A 15,505-nucleotide genomic window follows, 5' to 3' on the forward strand; every position below is an offset into this window, starting at 1 on the left:
CCTCATGACCATCGCAATCGATCCCCGCGTCCTTTCCAAACCACAGGATTCCAGTACCTACCTGGCGCTCAAGACCACTCAGGGCGGGCGGTCCGTCTATTCCACCCGCGTACCGCTGCTCGACCTGCCCACCATCCTGCCTGTCCCCGATCCGAACAATGTCGACAAGGACAACCGCAAGGTGGATCGCTTGCACGCCAAGCAGTTCGGTGAATATCTCGACTTCAAACAGGACTGGGTCGCGCCTGCTCTGCTCGCCCGCGACGGTGGGGGCTGTGTCTTCCAGAAGGCTGATGACGAGGGGCGCGTCGGGTATCTCACCGTGCCCTGGGCGATCGGTGGGATCGCCACGCTGCGCACTATCGATGGGCAGCATCGGGTGCTGGGGATTTCCATCGAGAAGCAGCGCATCACCGACGCCATCTCCGGGATCGACCGGGAGCTGGCGCGCAAGGTCAGCGTGGACAAGGCGGCGCGGTTGCAGACCGATCGCGACAAGCTTGTGGGGCAGATGAATCGGCTCAAGCAGGAGTATGTCGGGCTCGACATCTACGTCGAACCGGATCCGATCAAGGCTCAGCAGATGTTCGTCGACGTCGCCGACAATGCTAAAGGCATCAGCAGTGCTGTGCGCGCCCGGTTCGACAGCTACAAGGTCGCCAACCGCACGCTGTCCGACGTCATCGACCACCCGCTCCTGAAAGGCCGCGTCGACGCTGAGCAGGATCGAATGACCTTGAAGAACCCGAATCTGTTGGGCGCCAAGCACGTTGCCGACATCACCCGTGCCGTGATCGCTGGGGCCGGCGGTCGGATCAGCAAGAAGGCCGAACAGACGCTCACCGACGGCGAGGTCATCGAACAGGTCAAGGACTTCCTCGACGTCATGTCGACCGCCTTCACCGAGCTCGCGGCTATCACCGAGGAGGAGATCAGCACTGAGCGCAAGACCGATGAGCAGACCATGTCTCAGAAGTTGCGCCGCACGTCCCTGCTCGGCTCGGTCGGCATGCTGCGGGTTCTGGGTGGTGTCTTCCGGGAACTGCGTAGCGGCGACAACCCCATCGAGCTCGACGACATCATCGAGTTCTTCAAGCGCCTCGATCCACATATGGCTGCGCCGGTCGCCGAAACCAGCATCTGGCGCACCAGCGAAGCACACGTCGACTTCGAACCCAATGCCGCGGCGCCGATCATGCGCACCCAGAACATCGTCCATTTGGTCGGCGTAATCAGCGCCTGGTACCGGAAGGCGCCGAGCGGCCTGTAGTCCACGGGCACCAGGTGAACTGGGCAGGGCAGCCCGCCTCGACTCAATCTGGCTGCCGGTGCCTGGCCGACATTTCGAAAAGCTCCCGAGATCAACAGGGAACGCGGTACCACTGAGTTGACGCGCCTCTGGACGGCACCGACCGTCGCTCGTTCAGCACTCTCGCATAACGACCACAACTGATCGGCCTCGACGGCTTCAGTCCCCCGATCAGTGCTGCGACACAATCCAGGAGGGCCGCGGTGCCAATCGACAACTCGCAATTCGAGCGCATCATGGGCCGGCTCACGGACGGGCTTCCGGGCTTGTCCGATGAGCTGGTGCAGGAATTCCAGCTCGGCAGAGCAGTATCCAAGCAAGACCTTCGGCAGGAAAGCGGATATCAGGAGCGCGTGCGGCGGCTGGCCGAGAGCGATCTGCCGCCGCTCGCGGCATCCGACGTCGCGATGGTTCCGTATTCGAACGACGAGCGCATCGACCTCATACGCGACGCTCTCCTCACCCTCGCCGAAACCATGCTGGCGTCACGCCGGGCCGTGCTGAAGACCGCCACTGAGCGTGACATGGAACCGATGGTCCAGTTCGGCGATCCCGAGCTGGAGCGGCCTGCCTACATCGATCTCGTGGATGAGACCGAGCGCGCGCAGTCCGCCAGAGATGTAGTGCGCGCACTCTTCACCGACAAGATCACCGGCACTGTGGAGGCTTCTGATGAACAAAACTGACCTCGTGCAGGCCATCGAACAGGCGATCGGCGTTCTCGAACCGGTCTATCGCACGCGTGCTGACGAGTCCGATCTGTATGAGGCGGCCATCCTCACGCTGTGTGTCGATGCAGCCGCAGCGGCCGACGGCACCACATTGCTGACACAGGACGGGCACACTCCGACAACGTCTCTCAAGTTCCGCAGGTCCCCCGGCAATCTCTGGTCGGGCTCCTTCACCTATGGATTGGTGAGCTTCCCGGACACACCGAAGATGCTGGAAATCCACCTCGGCGTGTACGTGCTGGCCGCATCATCCAAGGTCGCGCATGAGTGCGATGTCGCGATCATCGACCATCGGGAAGCTGAGCGAAGCCGACGAGGCGGCGTGTATCCCCGCAGCCGTGGGCTGATCGCCGCCATCGAAGCCAAGCACTACGATTCGTCTCCCGCTCTCGGGGTTGGACGCGGATTTCTTGGTCTCGCAAGCGAATTCGGGGCGAAGAAGTGCTCGCTGGTCTTCCCGTCACGGAGTTCGACCAACCTTGGAGCTCTGATCGCGAAACGGGACAGCGAGGCACACCCCGAACTGTTGCCCGGCACGCACGCCGCCGACCGGTTGCGCTCGTTGCTGGACCAGGCCATTCGGAACTGGAAAGACAGCCGCTGAGCTCGATCGGCAGGCTCTCCATTTGAGGCTGGCCAAACGAAGCAGACCGGTCCGGTCGATGATGGCAGACGTCCCCAACGTCCGGCGCAACGAAAGTTGCTCTGCCATAAGACGATCCGCGCCAGCACGCTCCGATAGCGTGCACACCAACAGGTATCCATAGCAGTCCGGCACCCGTCCGGACTTCTGTGGACCATCCAGGGGGAGTTACTCATGCCGACACTTGCCATCCACCGGGACTTCCTGCTCGAATTCGGCAGGCTCGATAACCCGCTCCAGCAGCGCATAGCTGACGTATTCGAAAGGTTTGCCAATTCGACCGTGGCGGGGATCCACCTCGAACGGATCCAAGCCGCCCGGAACGCGCGGTTCCGATCGATCCGGATCGACAACTTCTGGCGCGGGGTCGTCCTCGCACCCGAGAGCGGCGACACTTATCTGTTGCTGAAGGTACTCCCCCACGATGACGCTTATGCGTGGGCGCGCCGCCGTGATGTAACGGTGAATATGGCCAACGGCGGCATCGAGATTCGCAATGATGCAGATCTCGATGCTGCCCTGCCTGAACTCACCGCCGCCGCCGAGCAGACACCGGCCCGGCTGTTCGCGAATTTCAAAGATAGCGATCTACTTCGGCTCGGTATCGACGAACGCACGCTGCTCGCAGCTCGCGTCATGACCGATTCGGAGCAGTTGGACGCGGCCCGCAACCATCTGCCCACCACCCAATGGGATGTGCTGTTCGGGCTGGCCGCTGGATTGTCCCTCGAACAGGTATGGTCCGAAATCGGCGCGGACCTCGTAAGCGGTCCGATCGACGCATCCGACCTGGATACCGCTGTTCGTCGCAGCCCAGGCCGCGTACTTCTCGTCGAAGGCCCCGAGGAACTGCTGAAAGTGTTCGCGGACCCGTTCGCGCTGTGGCGTATCTACCTGCATCCCACCCAGCAGACGATCGTCGACGCCAAATATCGCGGCCCGGCCCGAGTCACCGGAGGTCCGGGCACCGGCAAGACAGTGGTGGCGTTGCATCGCGCGCGACGGCTCGCCGAACGCGGCGCGGGGCGGGTCCTGCTCACCACCTTCACGTCGACACTCGCCGGCACGCTGGAGGATGGCATCACGACGCTGATCGACGACCCGCACCTGTCCGACATCATCACCGTGCGCAACGTGGATAGGTTCGCGCACAACGTGTTCCGCGAGAAGCATGGGCAGCCGCGGTTGCTGGACGCGGATACGGAGGTCGAGCTGTGGCGACTTGCTCACGCGCAACATCCGACCGAATTCACCGAGACCTTCCTCGCCGAGGAATGGCGTCATGTCCTCCTCGCTCAGGCGCTGACCAGCGTGGAGGAATACCGCACCGCCGACCGCAAAGGACGCGGGCGAGGGCTCGGACGGTTACAGAAGACTCGAGTGTGGGAGGTTGCCTCGGCTTTCGAGGCACTGCTGGTCGAACGAGGCGCCTGGACATGGGAAACCCTGCGCCGGGAAGCCACTCGTATCCTGCAGAGCGGCGACGACAAACCTTTCAGGCACATCATCGTCGACGAAGCCCAGGATTTGGGTCCCGACCAATGGCGGCTATTGCGCGCCGCCGTTGCGGTCGGCCACGATGACCTGTTCATAGCGGGCGATACCCATCAACGTATCTACGACAATCGGGTGAGCCTGCGCGACACCGGAATCGATATCAGTGGCCGGTCACGACGCCTGTCCATCAATTACCGCACCACCGCCGAAATCCTCGGCTGGAGTCTGGCAATTCTGCGTGGTGAGGCCATCGACGATATGGACGGTGGACTGGAGACCATCGCCGGTTGCCGTTCGGAAATGCACGGCACACCGCCAGACACGATTGGGTTCGAGACCTCAGAGGCCGAGCTGAAACATATAGCGACGACCGTACAAAACTGGCTGGACAAGGGCGTGGCGGCTGAAGAGATCGGGATCGCCAGCCGCGCCAACTGGGTCGCCGAACGGATTTCCCGGCACTTGGCCGCGGCGCGGATTCCTGTACGTCTGCTCACGCGGAGAACCCGTGCGGATCAGGAAGTGTCAGTGGGCACCATGCATCGCATGAAGGGTCTCGAATTCCGGTGCATGATCGTCGCCGGGGCCGGCGACGATCATGTGCCTGCGACTGCCGCGCTCACTCCGATCGAGGAGGATCCACACGCCCACGAGCGCGACTTGCAACGCGAACGCTGCTTGCTATTCGTCGCCTGTACCCGCGCTCGGGAAAAACTTCTGATCACTTGGCATGGGCGCGCCAGCCGGTTCCTCCGGGCAGTTCAGGACGTGTAGCAACGGCTTGTCCAAACCTCACGAACCATACAAACCGACCAGTAGTTCAGCTGCGAGTAGCACCGCATCTCAATGTTTTTCGCATGAGCACAAATCTGCTGACGTACCGTAGAACAAGTCCGGGCTGGAACTCGGCGGCGGAGGGGATTCGCAATGGGTGGGACCAAACAGGCGGCTCAGCTGCTGCAATTCTGGCGCGCGATCGAGATGTTCAGCCCTCAAGAGCTTCCCAAGCTCTCACGCAAGGCGTCTGCCCCGATCGTGCTGGACATGGACGACGACGGTCCTGCGCCTTGGCAATCGGATCATCCGCTCTGGCGCGAACGTCCTCTACCGCCGGGGAAGGCGTGGCAGTTCACCGTGTACGGCGGGCTGTTCCAGATCGATAAGGTTCGCGATGAGCTGATCCGGGTCTTCGGAGAGGACCGCAGCCAGCCGGATGGTCGCCGGGCAGGTACTACGGCTCTGTTCGCATTCACGCTGGATGCGGACGGCTCACTGGTGGAGAATTCACCCGCTCTGTCGGCATGCGCATGGGCCGTCAGTCGCCTTCAGTCTCCAGGACGCAATCATCCGACCTGGCTGGACGGATTCGATGACGACGAGCGTGAATTCGTCACCAACCTGAACGAACTCGCACCGTCCAAGATCGCTGAAGCGGCAGCGAGGCGTTCCGGCCTCGTGACGGAGCTCGGCGAGCGCGGACGGTCCGCTGCGCGCGAAGCGATCGTGAAGGGTGCCGGCGCTGCTGCGACAGCCGCGGCCACCGCCGCGGGCACGATGCTCGGCGGTCCCGTGATCGGTGGCATTGCGGGGACAGTGGCCGGTACCTTCGCCGAAAAGCTGCTGGCCCGACGAGAAGCCGAATCCCGCTCCACCGATAGTGACGAGGAATCGGGCCCACCAACCCTCAGCCTTACAGCTGCCGACGTGAATACGCTGGTTGAGAAGCTGAGCGAAGCAATGCGGATCACCGAGGTTCTGGGTGTAGCGGGGGTGCGTGTGCGATGCACCCAGGTATCGACACGCTACGCGGGGGAACCGACCGAGCAGGATTTCGTCAACAGCTTCATCGCACAAGACCTCGCGACCATCGAGAAGGCGGTCCGGCAGGGAGACGTGGGAAACGCGCTGCACGATTACCTGTCCGATAACCGCGCCGCCGAATCTCGCGTCGATGTTCGTACCCGGTCCGATGCGGTGATCGCCGGTGTGGAGCCGCAGCGGTTCCCGGGCGGCCGGTGGCCGAGTGCCGTCACCAAGCCACTGGTACTCAGCCAGCAGTTCGCGGTCAACCAGCTGATGTCCCAACTTGCTGACAGCACAGGTGTTTTCGCCGTCAACGGCCCACCGGGAACCGGCAAGACCACGATGCTGCGAGATGTACTCGCTGCAATTGTGACCGAGCGAGCAGCTCGGCTCGCCGAGCTGGACCATCCACGTGCGGCGTTTACCGGCAAACTGGAAAGCGTCAGGATCGGCAAATTCGAATCGACGGTTCAGGGACTCCGCCCCGAACTGACTGGCTTCGAAATCGTCGTCGCGACAGCCAGCAATGACGCCGCGGCCAATGTCACCGCCGAAATCCCCGCCATCGACGCGGTCGCGGGCGTGCAGGATGAAGCCGTCGCGATCGACTACTTCACCGATCTCGCATCACGGGTACTCGATCGTCGAGCATGGGGACTCGTTGCCGCCGTCCTCGGCAATATGAGCAATCGATCCGAATTCGTAAGCCGGTTCTGGTGGGGCGACGGCGGACCTCGGAGCCAGTTCACTGAGCCGGGGCCCAGCGACGGCGACGACAGCGGCGAGCCTTCCACTACCGCCGACGGCATGCGGAAACTATTGCTGCGGACCGGGAACGAGCCCGATATCGTGCCTGATTGGGAGGCTGCCGTCACTGCTTTCCGCAAGGCACACGACGAGGTGCGACGATTGGCGGAGGAACGTCAGCGCGTGGCACAGGCGATTGCCGAACTGACACGTCTGGAAGCCGTCATCGAGGCCGCGGCAAAAGGCATTATCGATGCCGAGCGTGATCACGACTTGTGGAGAGGCTTCCATGAGGAGGCGGTCTCGGCCCATATTCAGGCCGAAGCGGACGTGGCGGCGGCGAACGCTTCGATCGATCGACACCATCTGCGCAGGCCCGGATTCTGGGTTTCGCTCTCGACCTGGTTCCGCGCCGGCCGCGTTTGGCACGCCGAAAGTCTCAGACTCCATGCGGATCTCGACACGAAGGAAGGCATTGTCCGCAATTGCACCGCCGAAATCAGAAGGTGCGAGATCGGATGGGAGAACGCCGCAACCGCCAGACGCCGCCACGTCGAAGATCACTCGACAGCAACGGCAGGTCATCGCGTCACCCTCTCCGTTGTCACCGATGCGTGTGAACAATGGTCGGCGACCGTGCCTTTCGGTGAAACCCTCACGGACGAGCGAAGATTCCAGCTGTGTGCGCCTTGGGCCGATGAGGAATTCACCGCAGCACGGCATCGCCTTTTCCTGGAGTCACTTCGCTTGCACAAGGCCTTCGTTCTGGGCGCCGGATATGCCATCCGCGGCAACCTCAATGTGGCGATGGCCGCGATCCGCAATCAGCTCGACACCAAGCCAAAACCGGCGACACTGGCGGCGGCATGGCAGACGCTGTTCCTGGCCGTACCGATGGTGTCAACCACATTCGCATCCCTGCCCAGACTGTTCGCCGGACTCGGGCGGGAGACCTTCGGCTGGCTGTTCATCGACGAAGCTGGCCAGGCAACTCCGCAGCAGGCGGTCGGTGGACTGTGGCGCGCCAAACGGGCGGTCATTGTCGGCGACCCACAGCAACTCGAACCCATTGTCACGCTACCGTTCTCGGCCCAACAGGCATTGCTTCGCCACTACAGCCTGCCCGAACAGTGGACACCCGACTACACCTCTGCCCAGCGGGTCGCCGATCGGCTTGCCCAATACGGCACCAATCTGCCCGAACCTGACGGCGACGCCTTCACCTGGGTGGGGTCGCCACTACGGGTGCATCGACGCTGCGATCGGCCGATGTTCACCATCTCCAATCGCATCGCCTATGGCGGCGATCTCATGGTGTACGGCACTCCCCCTCGAACCGAATTCGTCAGCGAGAACACGTGGTTCGACACCCGTTCCGAAGTCGCCGACGGCAAGTGGGTACCCGCCGAAGGCGACCAGTTGCGCGACCTGCTGGACATGCTGACCTCCGGAATGGGCATCGCACCGGACACTATTCGGGTGATCAGTCCCTTCCGAGACGTCGTTCGGGGCGCGAAGACGATCTCAGCCGACACCGTCGACAGGGACTTCGCGCGGCGCAATGTCGGCACGGTGCACACCGTCCAAGGACAGGAGGCCGACGTGGTGATCCTCGTACTCGGCACGTCACCACGGCAGGTAGGTGCACGCAGGTGGGCTGCTGAGAAGCCGAATCTGCTCAATGTGGCGGTCTCACGCGCGAAGCGGCGTTTCTACGTCATCGGAAATCATCGATCATGGAGGGATCAACGCTATTTCGACGTCCTTGCCGCATCGTTGCGTACGGAGTCGAGCGACTGACCGGACAGGCGCGACATCCCAGCATCGCCAGCGCGCTTGGAAAGCCGGCGCAGTCAGAGGCCGAGACACCGAAGTGTGGCGCATGCGATGGGGCGCTCGCGGTTCCCTGACGGTAGAACCGTCAGGGTGAATACATCGCCTTCGACCATGACGTTCCTGATCGACGACACCTACGCCACGGTCGAAGCTGAAGTACTGACGAATCCGGGACATCGGCGACTGACGTTCACGACTCCGCTCAGCGACTCGTCGCTGAAGGGACCGTGGTACGAGGCGCGGGACAGTTCTCGCCAACTCGGTTTGGGCTGGGTACCGGTCGTGGATGGGGGCGGCGGACGGTGGACCGTGCTGGATAGCTCCAATACCCGATCGAAGGCGGACGACCGTCGAGTCTGGTCTGTCGAAGTCGAACGCGTCGTGGACTGGGCGGCAACCGACGATACTGTGCTCGCTTTCGGCCAGGCCGCAACGTTCGGCAATGGAGTGGAGTTCACGGTCGCGGATGTGCGGTGTCGCGAGGTCCGGCATTCGTTCCGTGAGCCTCAGATGGAGGGCATCGAACTCACCGTCGTCGTGAAGAACGCATCGGACACGCGGGTCTCCCTGGATGACATCGAGTTGACGGTCCGAACGGGGCGGGACGGGAGGATCGCCATACCGGACGACCTGGGCCGACGAGCAAACTTCAAGGGTGTACTCGCGCCAGGAAAGAGCGCCTCAGCGGTCGCCGACTTCATGATCGCTGCCGACACCGAGGGCGTAATCGATGTAGATGTGTCTCCGAGCAAGTACAAACGCTCCAAGACGATACGTTCGTGGCACGGTACCGCAGAATCTTTGCTTGGTAAGGCTTCAGGTGCGCCCACAGTATCCGGTCACTACGACGGTGCCGAGCTGACCGACGATGTACGAGCCGAACTACTGCATCAGGCCGTCGCTGAGCTCGCGGCGCTCATCGGCGTGGAACCGGTCAAGCAGCAGGTCGAAATCCTCATCGCTCAGCTGCGCATGTCGCGTTTGCGTGAACAACATGGGCTGCCCGGCGGCGCGGTTCCTCATCACATGGTGTTCGCCGGTCCGCCCGGAACCGGCAAGACCACCGTGGCCCGCATCGTCGGCAACGTCTTCGCCGGACTCCATCTACTGGATAAGGGGCACTTGGTCGAGGCGCATCGTGCCGACTTGGTCGGAGGGTACGTCGGTCACACCGCGCCCAGGACGAACAAGGTTATCGACAAGGCTCTGGACGGCGTGCTGTTCATCGATGAGGCATATTCACTGTGCAATACCCGGGGTGGCGAAGACCGAGATGTCTACGGCGACGAAGCATTACAGGTGTTGTTGACGCGTGCCGAGGACGACCGGCAGCGCTTGGTCATCATTCTGGCGGGGTATGAGGATGAAATGGATCAGCTTCTCGGCAGCAATCCAGGCTTGAGTTCGCGGTTCAACACCCGTATCGACTTTCCCGGCTACGCCGGAACCGAACTGGCCGAAATCGGCCGCGCATTGGTCGCTGAGAGTCAACAACGCCTGACCCCGGCCGCCGACGCCGAACTGGATTCGTGCTGCAACGAGGTCGGTGAGCGGGGATGGGCCGATCAGCTCGGGAGCGGACGATTCATCCGCACTCTGTGCGAAAAGGCTTCAGCCCTAAGAGATTTGCGACTCGCCCGCCAGCTCGAGGTGCGCGAACCGACGGCCGATGAGCTGGTGACACTCGACGCGGAGGACCTTGCCCTCGCATTCCGGGCGCTCACTGCTCGGCTCGAATGACCCCTTCATCGGAAGAAATGGCCAGCTCGTCCGCGTACAGGCGGAGGCGAGCTCGTTCGATTCTCTGCTCTTCGATGTCGGCGCGAACGAAATAGAAGTCGGTGACGTTCCTTGAAGCGGAATAGAGACGATCGTTGATCTCCTTCGCCTGCTCAACTGCCGCCTTATCATCCAGACCGGTATCACCGATGACATCCGCGATGGAGGCAAACCAGCTATGCCAGTGAAACACTCGACGATCCTGTTCTTCGCTATTGAGTACAGCAAGGACAGCAGCCACTGCCGCGGCGGCGTTCTCCCTACTGCGCCGGTACGGTTCACTGGTCACGATTCACAATCCTCAGAAGAGGTGGCCTATTCCCAGCCCGATGAGAAAAGCCACGAGAGCGAGGACGAACGCTAAGAAGGCGGCTATCAGCCCGATTCCGATTCGCCGGCTGGTTCCTTCGAAGGGAATGAGGGCGAGCCCTGCCAGCCCTGGCGCGAAGGCGAACCACCAGGCATCATTCGGAACCCATCCGATGAATGGCAGTGCTATGCAGAGGATTCCGAGGATACAGGCAGCGAACCCTTCCGGGCCGAACCAATCGTTCCGGAGGTAGCGATCCAGAAGTCCGGTCACAAGGTCACCACCCAGGTCAGCAACAGGAAGCCACAGGCCGTCACCACGCCGAGGGCTGCGCCTCGGCCTGCCGATGTCCTTCTGCGCGCCAACAGGGCGGCCGCGGCAGCCGCCGCGATGACCACTACCCCGAAGATCAAGTGGCGCGACGGATCTGCCGTCGGGTCGGAATTGGTGATCGCGGAGGCAACCGCCCCAAACAAGGCCACCTCGATGGCGATTGCCACCGGCAACATCAGTGTCGCCCACTTCCAAAAAACGGCGTCGGACATGTGCCCGCGAAAACCAGATCGGCTCTGTGTCACTTGTTCACGACCACGATCGAAGGCGGGTTGTTCACGCTGCCGAGCTGTGTCGGCGCGTTCTTCATCCAGTCAGGTTTGTCGAGATCTGCTTTGAACGGGTCGAACATCGCGGTGCCGCCGCCGACCTCGTGATGGAAAGGCAAGTTGGACAGCGGGCCCCACTGACTTCCTGAATCAGCTGCATCGATCAACACAGGCCGTTCCTTTCCTGCGGGGTTGTCCTGGTAGATCTCGACGGACGGATAGTCGGTGATCAATCCGCCAGCTACTACGCGCGGACTTCCGGGATTACCACTCGTCGGCGAGATGACGAGTTCGCCGTTCACGGTATGTCCGGACAGTGCAGGACCGACGGGGGCAAGCGGGGCGAAAGGATTGGTGGCATCGTAACGGACCAGTACCGATCCGTCGTGGAGCTGCTGGGCTTCGACTTCCGGTGCCCGCACCTTGACGTCACCATTGACGGTGACAGAGGGGTTCTGACGAGTAACGATGAGCCCGTTCTCGTAGTCGATGTATGTGGTCACGCGAGCATGCTCGGGATCGAAGTTGGGGTTCTCGGCGCGGTTGTCTCCGAGGTCGTAATGTGGAACGTTCGCCACCTGGGCCGCGGGGATAAAAAGCGCGGAGCGAACGACACCTTGGCCGGGCACCGGATTGATTCGTCCGACAACGATTTCCGGTTGCGTGCCCTGATATTTCGGGTCGTAGCTCTTCGGGTTGAGAACCTCAGCGGTAGCCCAATCCGTCGGGCTCATCGGGGGCCGTCGGAACACCTGCTGAAAAGCTGCCGCGGAAGTCCGGATCCGATCCGGGTCTGCTCTGGTATCACCGGACTTGTCAGCTTGGATCTCGGCATTGGCCGCAGCCAGCGCCGAGGCAGGCGCCATTGCCTCCAATTCACCGTTCGCGGCCGCAATCCGCGCACCATACTGTGAATCCAGAGCGTCGACTGTCGAAACAAGTTCGGGCAGCCTCGAGAGCTCGAGTCCTGCTTCGGATCCCCAGTCCTCGACGCCGCTGATCGTCCAGTCCGCGGCGACGGTTACGGGTGCGACGGCATAGTGCCGCAGGATCGAGCGGATTGTCGCGACCGGGTCGGCGAGGTCGCGGGCCGCGTCCGAGCAGGCGGATGACAGGTCGTCATAGGCCATGGCGATGGCACGCATCTGGGACTGCTCGCGATCGGCGCGCCCTTCAGCGGAGTTCCGCGCGACGCCCTGCCAGAGCAGGCTGTAAATGGTGTCGTGCATGGTGCCCGACGACTTGACGATCGCGTGGGCGATATCCGCAGCATTGGTGGCTGCGGTTTGAAGGCCGGGGATATCCCACGCATCTACTTCTTTCGGGGTGGGCATCAGTTGCCTCCCGAGTGCGGGTCGCCGGAGTTGATATCCGTAAGAGCGACGAGCCGCTGGGCCGCGTCCTGATCGGAGCCGTGGTAGGTATCGGCCGCAACCACCAGTACGGCCGCAAACTCGTTGAATCGGGCCTTCAGCACGTCCTTCGCCTGTCGACTCAGCGGGTCGGTCTTACCCAGAGCCGCTCCGATGGCCGACCCTGGCAGCTTATTGGCAACCGGCTCCGCGCCGAGGTGCGGTGCACCGTCTATATCACCGGTCAGCAGTGCAATTGCCCCCGCTGCCGCACGGAGACCCTCCGGATTGACTTCGAAAGACATAATTCTCCCCTGGACCGCAAACTTCCCGCACTCTATCTCAGGCTCAGCGACGATAGCGAGCTGCCATTACCGCATTTGACGCTGCGCTCCAGAGATCAGTTCCTGTGGCCCGATCATCGCGATCCCGGTGGCTGGTGGCCGGCGGCGACCGCAGAGAGGCTTGCTTGATCGCCGATCCAGCCGCGCGTCGGTACGGCACGAGAATGTTGCGGCAGCATCCGCTGCTGCGCGACCGCATCAGCCTCGAGGAGAGTGTCGCCAACTCAAATTTCGTACTCACTGTCGTGAGCTGACCCAGACTGAAGTCGTCATGAACCGCTGGGCGCGATGGGCTGATTATTTGAGGATCTTTGTGATCTGACCTGCGCCTACCGTTCGGCCGCCCTCGCGGATGGCGAACTTCAGGCCTAGTTCCATAGCTACGGGTTGGATCAGTTTGACGGTCATGGCCACGTTGTCGCCGGGGAGGACCATTTCGGTGGGTTTGGGGAGGGTTACTACGCCCGTCACATCTGTTGTGCGGAAATAGAATTGGGGGCGGTAGTTGTCGAAGAACGGGGTGTGGCGGCCGCCTTCCTCCTTGGAGAGGATGTACGCCTGGCCTTCGAATTCTGTGTGGGGGGTTACGGTGCCGGGCTTTATGACGCACATGCCTCGTTCTACGTCTTCTCGACGCGTGCCTCGTAGGAGGAGGCCTACGTTGTCTCCTGCTTGGCCCTCGTCGAGGAGTTTTCGGAACATTTCGACGCCTGTGACAGTGGATTTCACCATTTTGGGGCGAATGCCGATGATTTCGACCTCCGAGTTCACCTTGATGATGCCGCGCTCGATTCGGCCGGTGATGACGGTTCCTCGGCCGGTGATGGTGAAGATGTCCTCGATGGGCATTAGGAAGGGCTTGTCCACTTCGCGGGCGGGGGTGTCGATCCATTCGTCGACTGCGCGGAGGAGATCGACTATGCCGCTTCCCCATTCGCCGGTGGGGTTCTCCAGCGCCTGGTAGGCCGAGATTCGGATGACGGGTGTGTTGTCTCCGTCGAAGCTGTACTCGTTGAGTAGGTCGGCGACCTCCAGCTCGACCAGTTCGAGGATCTCGTCGTCATCCACCATGTCGCACTTGTTCAGTGCCACAACCATTTTCGGTACGCCGACCTGCCGCGCCAGGATCACGTGCTCCTTGGTTTGCGGCATCGGGCCGTCTGTGGCGGCTACCACCAGGATCGCGCCGTCCATCTGGGCCGCGCCGGTGATCATGTTCTTGATGTAGTCCGCATGCCCGGGGCAGTCGACGTGGGCGTAGTGGCGGTTCTCGGTCTGATATTCGACGTGGGCGATGGAGATGGTGATGCCGCGCTGGCGTTCCTCCGGGGCCTTGTCGATCGCGTCGAACGGGGTGAAGGGGTTGAGGTCGGGGTATTTGTTGTGCAGGACTTTGGTTATCGCCGCGGTGAGGGTGGTTTTGCCGTGGTCGATGTGGCCGATCGTGCCCACGTTGACATGCGGCTTGGTGCGTTGAAACTTCGCCTTCGCCACTGGAAACCTCCTGTGCGCCCGTGCGATTCGGGGCGGGCACCGGGGAATGGTCGACACCGCCGTGTATGCCCGACGGCGGTGTCAATACCAGCGTATTTGGCTGAGACGGCGGAAAACTCGGGAACCGGTCCAATCGAGCGTCGAGCTGGGTTGACGGCATACCCGCGGCAGCGCCCGTCCGGCACTGAGCAATTCAGCGCGAGCTACCAGACCCCGGCATGCCGCCCGTAGGCGTGCGCCGCACCCGGTTCACCAGGGGTATACGGTTCGGGGTCGCCGCCTTGACCTTGCGGGATGCATACCCATTCGCCGGTTGAAGTCAGGCCCCATTGGGCGATGATGCCGTCGTGGGAGCAGTCGTCACCGACCTGGTGCGGGTCGCGGCCCTGCTCCTGCGGGATGCACACCCACTGGCCGTCGGAGGTCAGACCCCATTGCGCGACGATATTGCCGTGCGAGCAGTCGTCACCTATTTGATGCGGGTCGCGGCCTTGTTCCTGGGGGACGCATACCCATTGGCCGTTGCGCTGCTGCCATTGGGCGACGATGTTGTCGTGTGAGCAGTCGTCGCCGGTTTTGTGGGCGGGCTGGGGTGTGGCAGTGGGTTTCGGGGCAGCGGTCGGCTGCGGCCCGGTGTTGGGGTTGGGGGCGGTGGGTGCGGCCGACTTGGATGTGGTGCTCGTCGTGGTGGGGGCGGCCGTGGACGAGGTGGTGGTTTTGGTGTCCGAGCCGCTGTCGGATCGGTTGATCAGCACGCCCGCCGCGAAGGCCACCGCGGCTACCGCGACCACTGCGGCGGCGATGGCCACATTCCGCGCCTTCTTGTTCGGCTGCGGTGGCATGCCGTCGTAGTCATTACCGGGTGACGCCATTGTCGATGCCCTTCCGTTCAAGCAGGATGCTGACCCGAAAAGCCCGTTCACCCGGCAGGGTACTCATGCCCGAAGCTATTTCCGCGCAACCCGACGGACAGGGCGTTCCGTGGCTCGACTATCGAGGAAGGCCGCCTCGTGGAGCAGCCGCGGGCCGAGACCGTTCGCCGGGATCGGCAGCGCACA

General features: G+C 62.5%; 13 protein-coding genes. 6 read left to right on the forward strand and 7 right to left on the reverse strand.

Going from position 1 to position 15,505, the window contains the following annotated elements; translation table 11 throughout:
• Positions 1-4: 4 nt before the first annotated feature.
• The 6 genes from AB0N05_RS13805 to AB0N05_RS13830 all read left to right on the forward strand — a co-directional run bounded on the left by AB0N05_RS13805 (position 5) and on the right by AB0N05_RS13830 (position 10,306).
• A complete protein-coding gene (locus AB0N05_RS13805; protein ID WP_364692476.1) occupies positions 5-1,270 on the forward strand; it encodes a DNA sulfur modification protein DndB in 1,266 nt (421 codons plus the stop codon).
• Positions 1,271-1,512: 242 nt separating this feature from the next.
• Positions 1,513-1,995 carry a hypothetical protein gene (locus AB0N05_RS13810; RefSeq protein ID WP_364692479.1) on the forward strand — a complete coding sequence of 161 codons (483 nt, stop codon included), beginning with the start codon at positions 1,513-1,515 and terminating at the stop codon, positions 1,993-1,995.
• 4 nt (positions 1,996-1,999) lie between these two features.
• The gene (locus tag AB0N05_RS13815) at positions 2,000-2,644 is read left to right on the forward strand and encodes a hypothetical protein (protein WP_364692482.1); all 645 of its coding nucleotides are present in this window, start codon (positions 2,000-2,002) and stop codon (positions 2,642-2,644) included.
• Between the two features lie 507 nt (positions 2,645-3,151).
• Positions 3,152-4,954 (forward strand): 3'-5' exonuclease, encoded by a 1,803-nt coding sequence (locus tag AB0N05_RS13820; protein WP_364692485.1) that lies wholly within the window; start codon positions 3,152-3,154, stop codon positions 4,952-4,954.
• Positions 4,955-5,107: 153 nt separating this feature from the next.
• Positions 5,108-8,530, forward strand: coding sequence for an ATP-binding protein (locus AB0N05_RS13825; RefSeq protein ID WP_364692488.1), 3,423 nt, complete (start codon positions 5,108-5,110; stop codon positions 8,528-8,530).
• Between the two features lie 147 nt (positions 8,531-8,677).
• Positions 8,678-10,306: an AAA family ATPase gene (locus tag AB0N05_RS13830; RefSeq protein WP_364692490.1), complete on the forward strand. Its 1,629-nt coding sequence runs from the start codon at positions 8,678-8,680 to the stop codon at positions 10,304-10,306.
• Here AB0N05_RS13830 and AB0N05_RS13835 read toward each other — a convergent pair.
• From AB0N05_RS13835 to AB0N05_RS13865, 7 genes are all read right to left on the reverse strand, one after another.
• Positions 10,287-10,634: a hypothetical protein gene (locus tag AB0N05_RS13835; RefSeq protein WP_364692492.1), complete on the reverse strand. Its 348-nt coding sequence runs from the start codon at positions 10,632-10,634 to the stop codon at positions 10,287-10,289. The two genes, AB0N05_RS13830 and AB0N05_RS13835, sit on opposite strands and share 20 nt — an antisense overlap.
• 12 nt (positions 10,635-10,646) lie before the next feature.
• Positions 10,647-10,928, reverse strand: a complete 282-nt coding sequence (locus tag AB0N05_RS13840) for a hypothetical protein (protein WP_364692495.1) — start codon at positions 10,926-10,928, stop codon at positions 10,647-10,649.
• Complete coding sequence (locus AB0N05_RS13845; RefSeq protein WP_364692498.1) at positions 10,925-11,200, reverse strand: hypothetical protein; 276 nt, start codon at positions 11,198-11,200, stop codon at positions 10,925-10,927. Before AB0N05_RS13845 ends, AB0N05_RS13840 begins: the two co-directional genes overlap by 4 nt.
• A gap of 29 nt (positions 11,201-11,229) precedes the next feature.
• Positions 11,230-12,591: a hypothetical protein gene (locus AB0N05_RS13850; protein ID WP_364692501.1), complete on the reverse strand. Its 1,362-nt coding sequence runs from the start codon at positions 12,589-12,591 to the stop codon at positions 11,230-11,232.
• Positions 12,591-12,914, reverse strand: coding sequence for a hypothetical protein (locus AB0N05_RS13855; protein ID WP_364692504.1), 324 nt, complete (start codon positions 12,912-12,914; stop codon positions 12,591-12,593). Before AB0N05_RS13855 ends, AB0N05_RS13850 begins: the two co-directional genes overlap by 1 nt.
• Before the next feature lie 336 nt (positions 12,915-13,250).
• Positions 13,251-14,447 carry an elongation factor Tu gene (gene tuf / locus AB0N05_RS13860; protein WP_364692507.1) on the reverse strand — a complete coding sequence of 399 codons (1,197 nt, stop codon included), beginning with the start codon at positions 14,445-14,447 and terminating at the stop codon, positions 13,251-13,253.
• Between the two features lie 203 nt (positions 14,448-14,650).
• The gene (locus AB0N05_RS13865; protein WP_364692510.1) at positions 14,651-15,319 is read right to left on the reverse strand and encodes a hypothetical protein; all 669 of its coding nucleotides are present in this window, start codon (positions 15,317-15,319) and stop codon (positions 14,651-14,653) included.
• Positions 15,320-15,505: the final 186 nt, after the last annotated feature.

Source organism: Nocardia sp. NPDC051030 (assembly GCF_040683015.1).
Lineage (GTDB): Bacteria > Actinomycetota > Actinomycetes > Mycobacteriales > Mycobacteriaceae > Nocardia.

Excerpts from the sequence above, each read along its gene's own strand:
- AB0N05_RS13825 (WP_364692488.1), top strand. The coding sequence starts at position 5,108 with ATGGGTGGGACCAAACAGGCGGCTCAGCTGCTGCAATTCTGGCGCGCG.
- AB0N05_RS13865 (WP_364692510.1), bottom strand. The coding sequence starts at position 15,319 with ATGGCGTCACCCGGTAATGACTACGACGGCATGCCACCGCAGCCGAAC.
- AB0N05_RS13830 (WP_364692490.1), top strand. The coding sequence starts at position 8,678 with ATGACGTTCCTGATCGACGACACCTACGCCACGGTCGAAGCTGAAGTA.
- AB0N05_RS13850 (WP_364692501.1), bottom strand. The coding sequence starts at position 12,591 with ATGCCCACCCCGAAAGAAGTAGATGCGTGGGATATCCCCGGCCTTCAA.
- AB0N05_RS13820 (WP_364692485.1), top strand. The coding sequence starts at position 3,152 with ATGGCCAACGGCGGCATCGAGATTCGCAATGATGCAGATCTCGATGCT.
- AB0N05_RS13855 (WP_364692504.1), bottom strand. The coding sequence starts at position 12,914 with ATGTCTTTCGAAGTCAATCCGGAGGGTCTCCGTGCGGCAGCGGGGGCA.
- AB0N05_RS13805 (WP_364692476.1), top strand. The coding sequence starts at position 5 with ATGACCATCGCAATCGATCCCCGCGTCCTTTCCAAACCACAGGATTCC.
- AB0N05_RS13845 (WP_364692498.1), bottom strand. The coding sequence starts at position 11,200 with ATGTCCGACGCCGTTTTTTGGAAGTGGGCGACACTGATGTTGCCGGTG.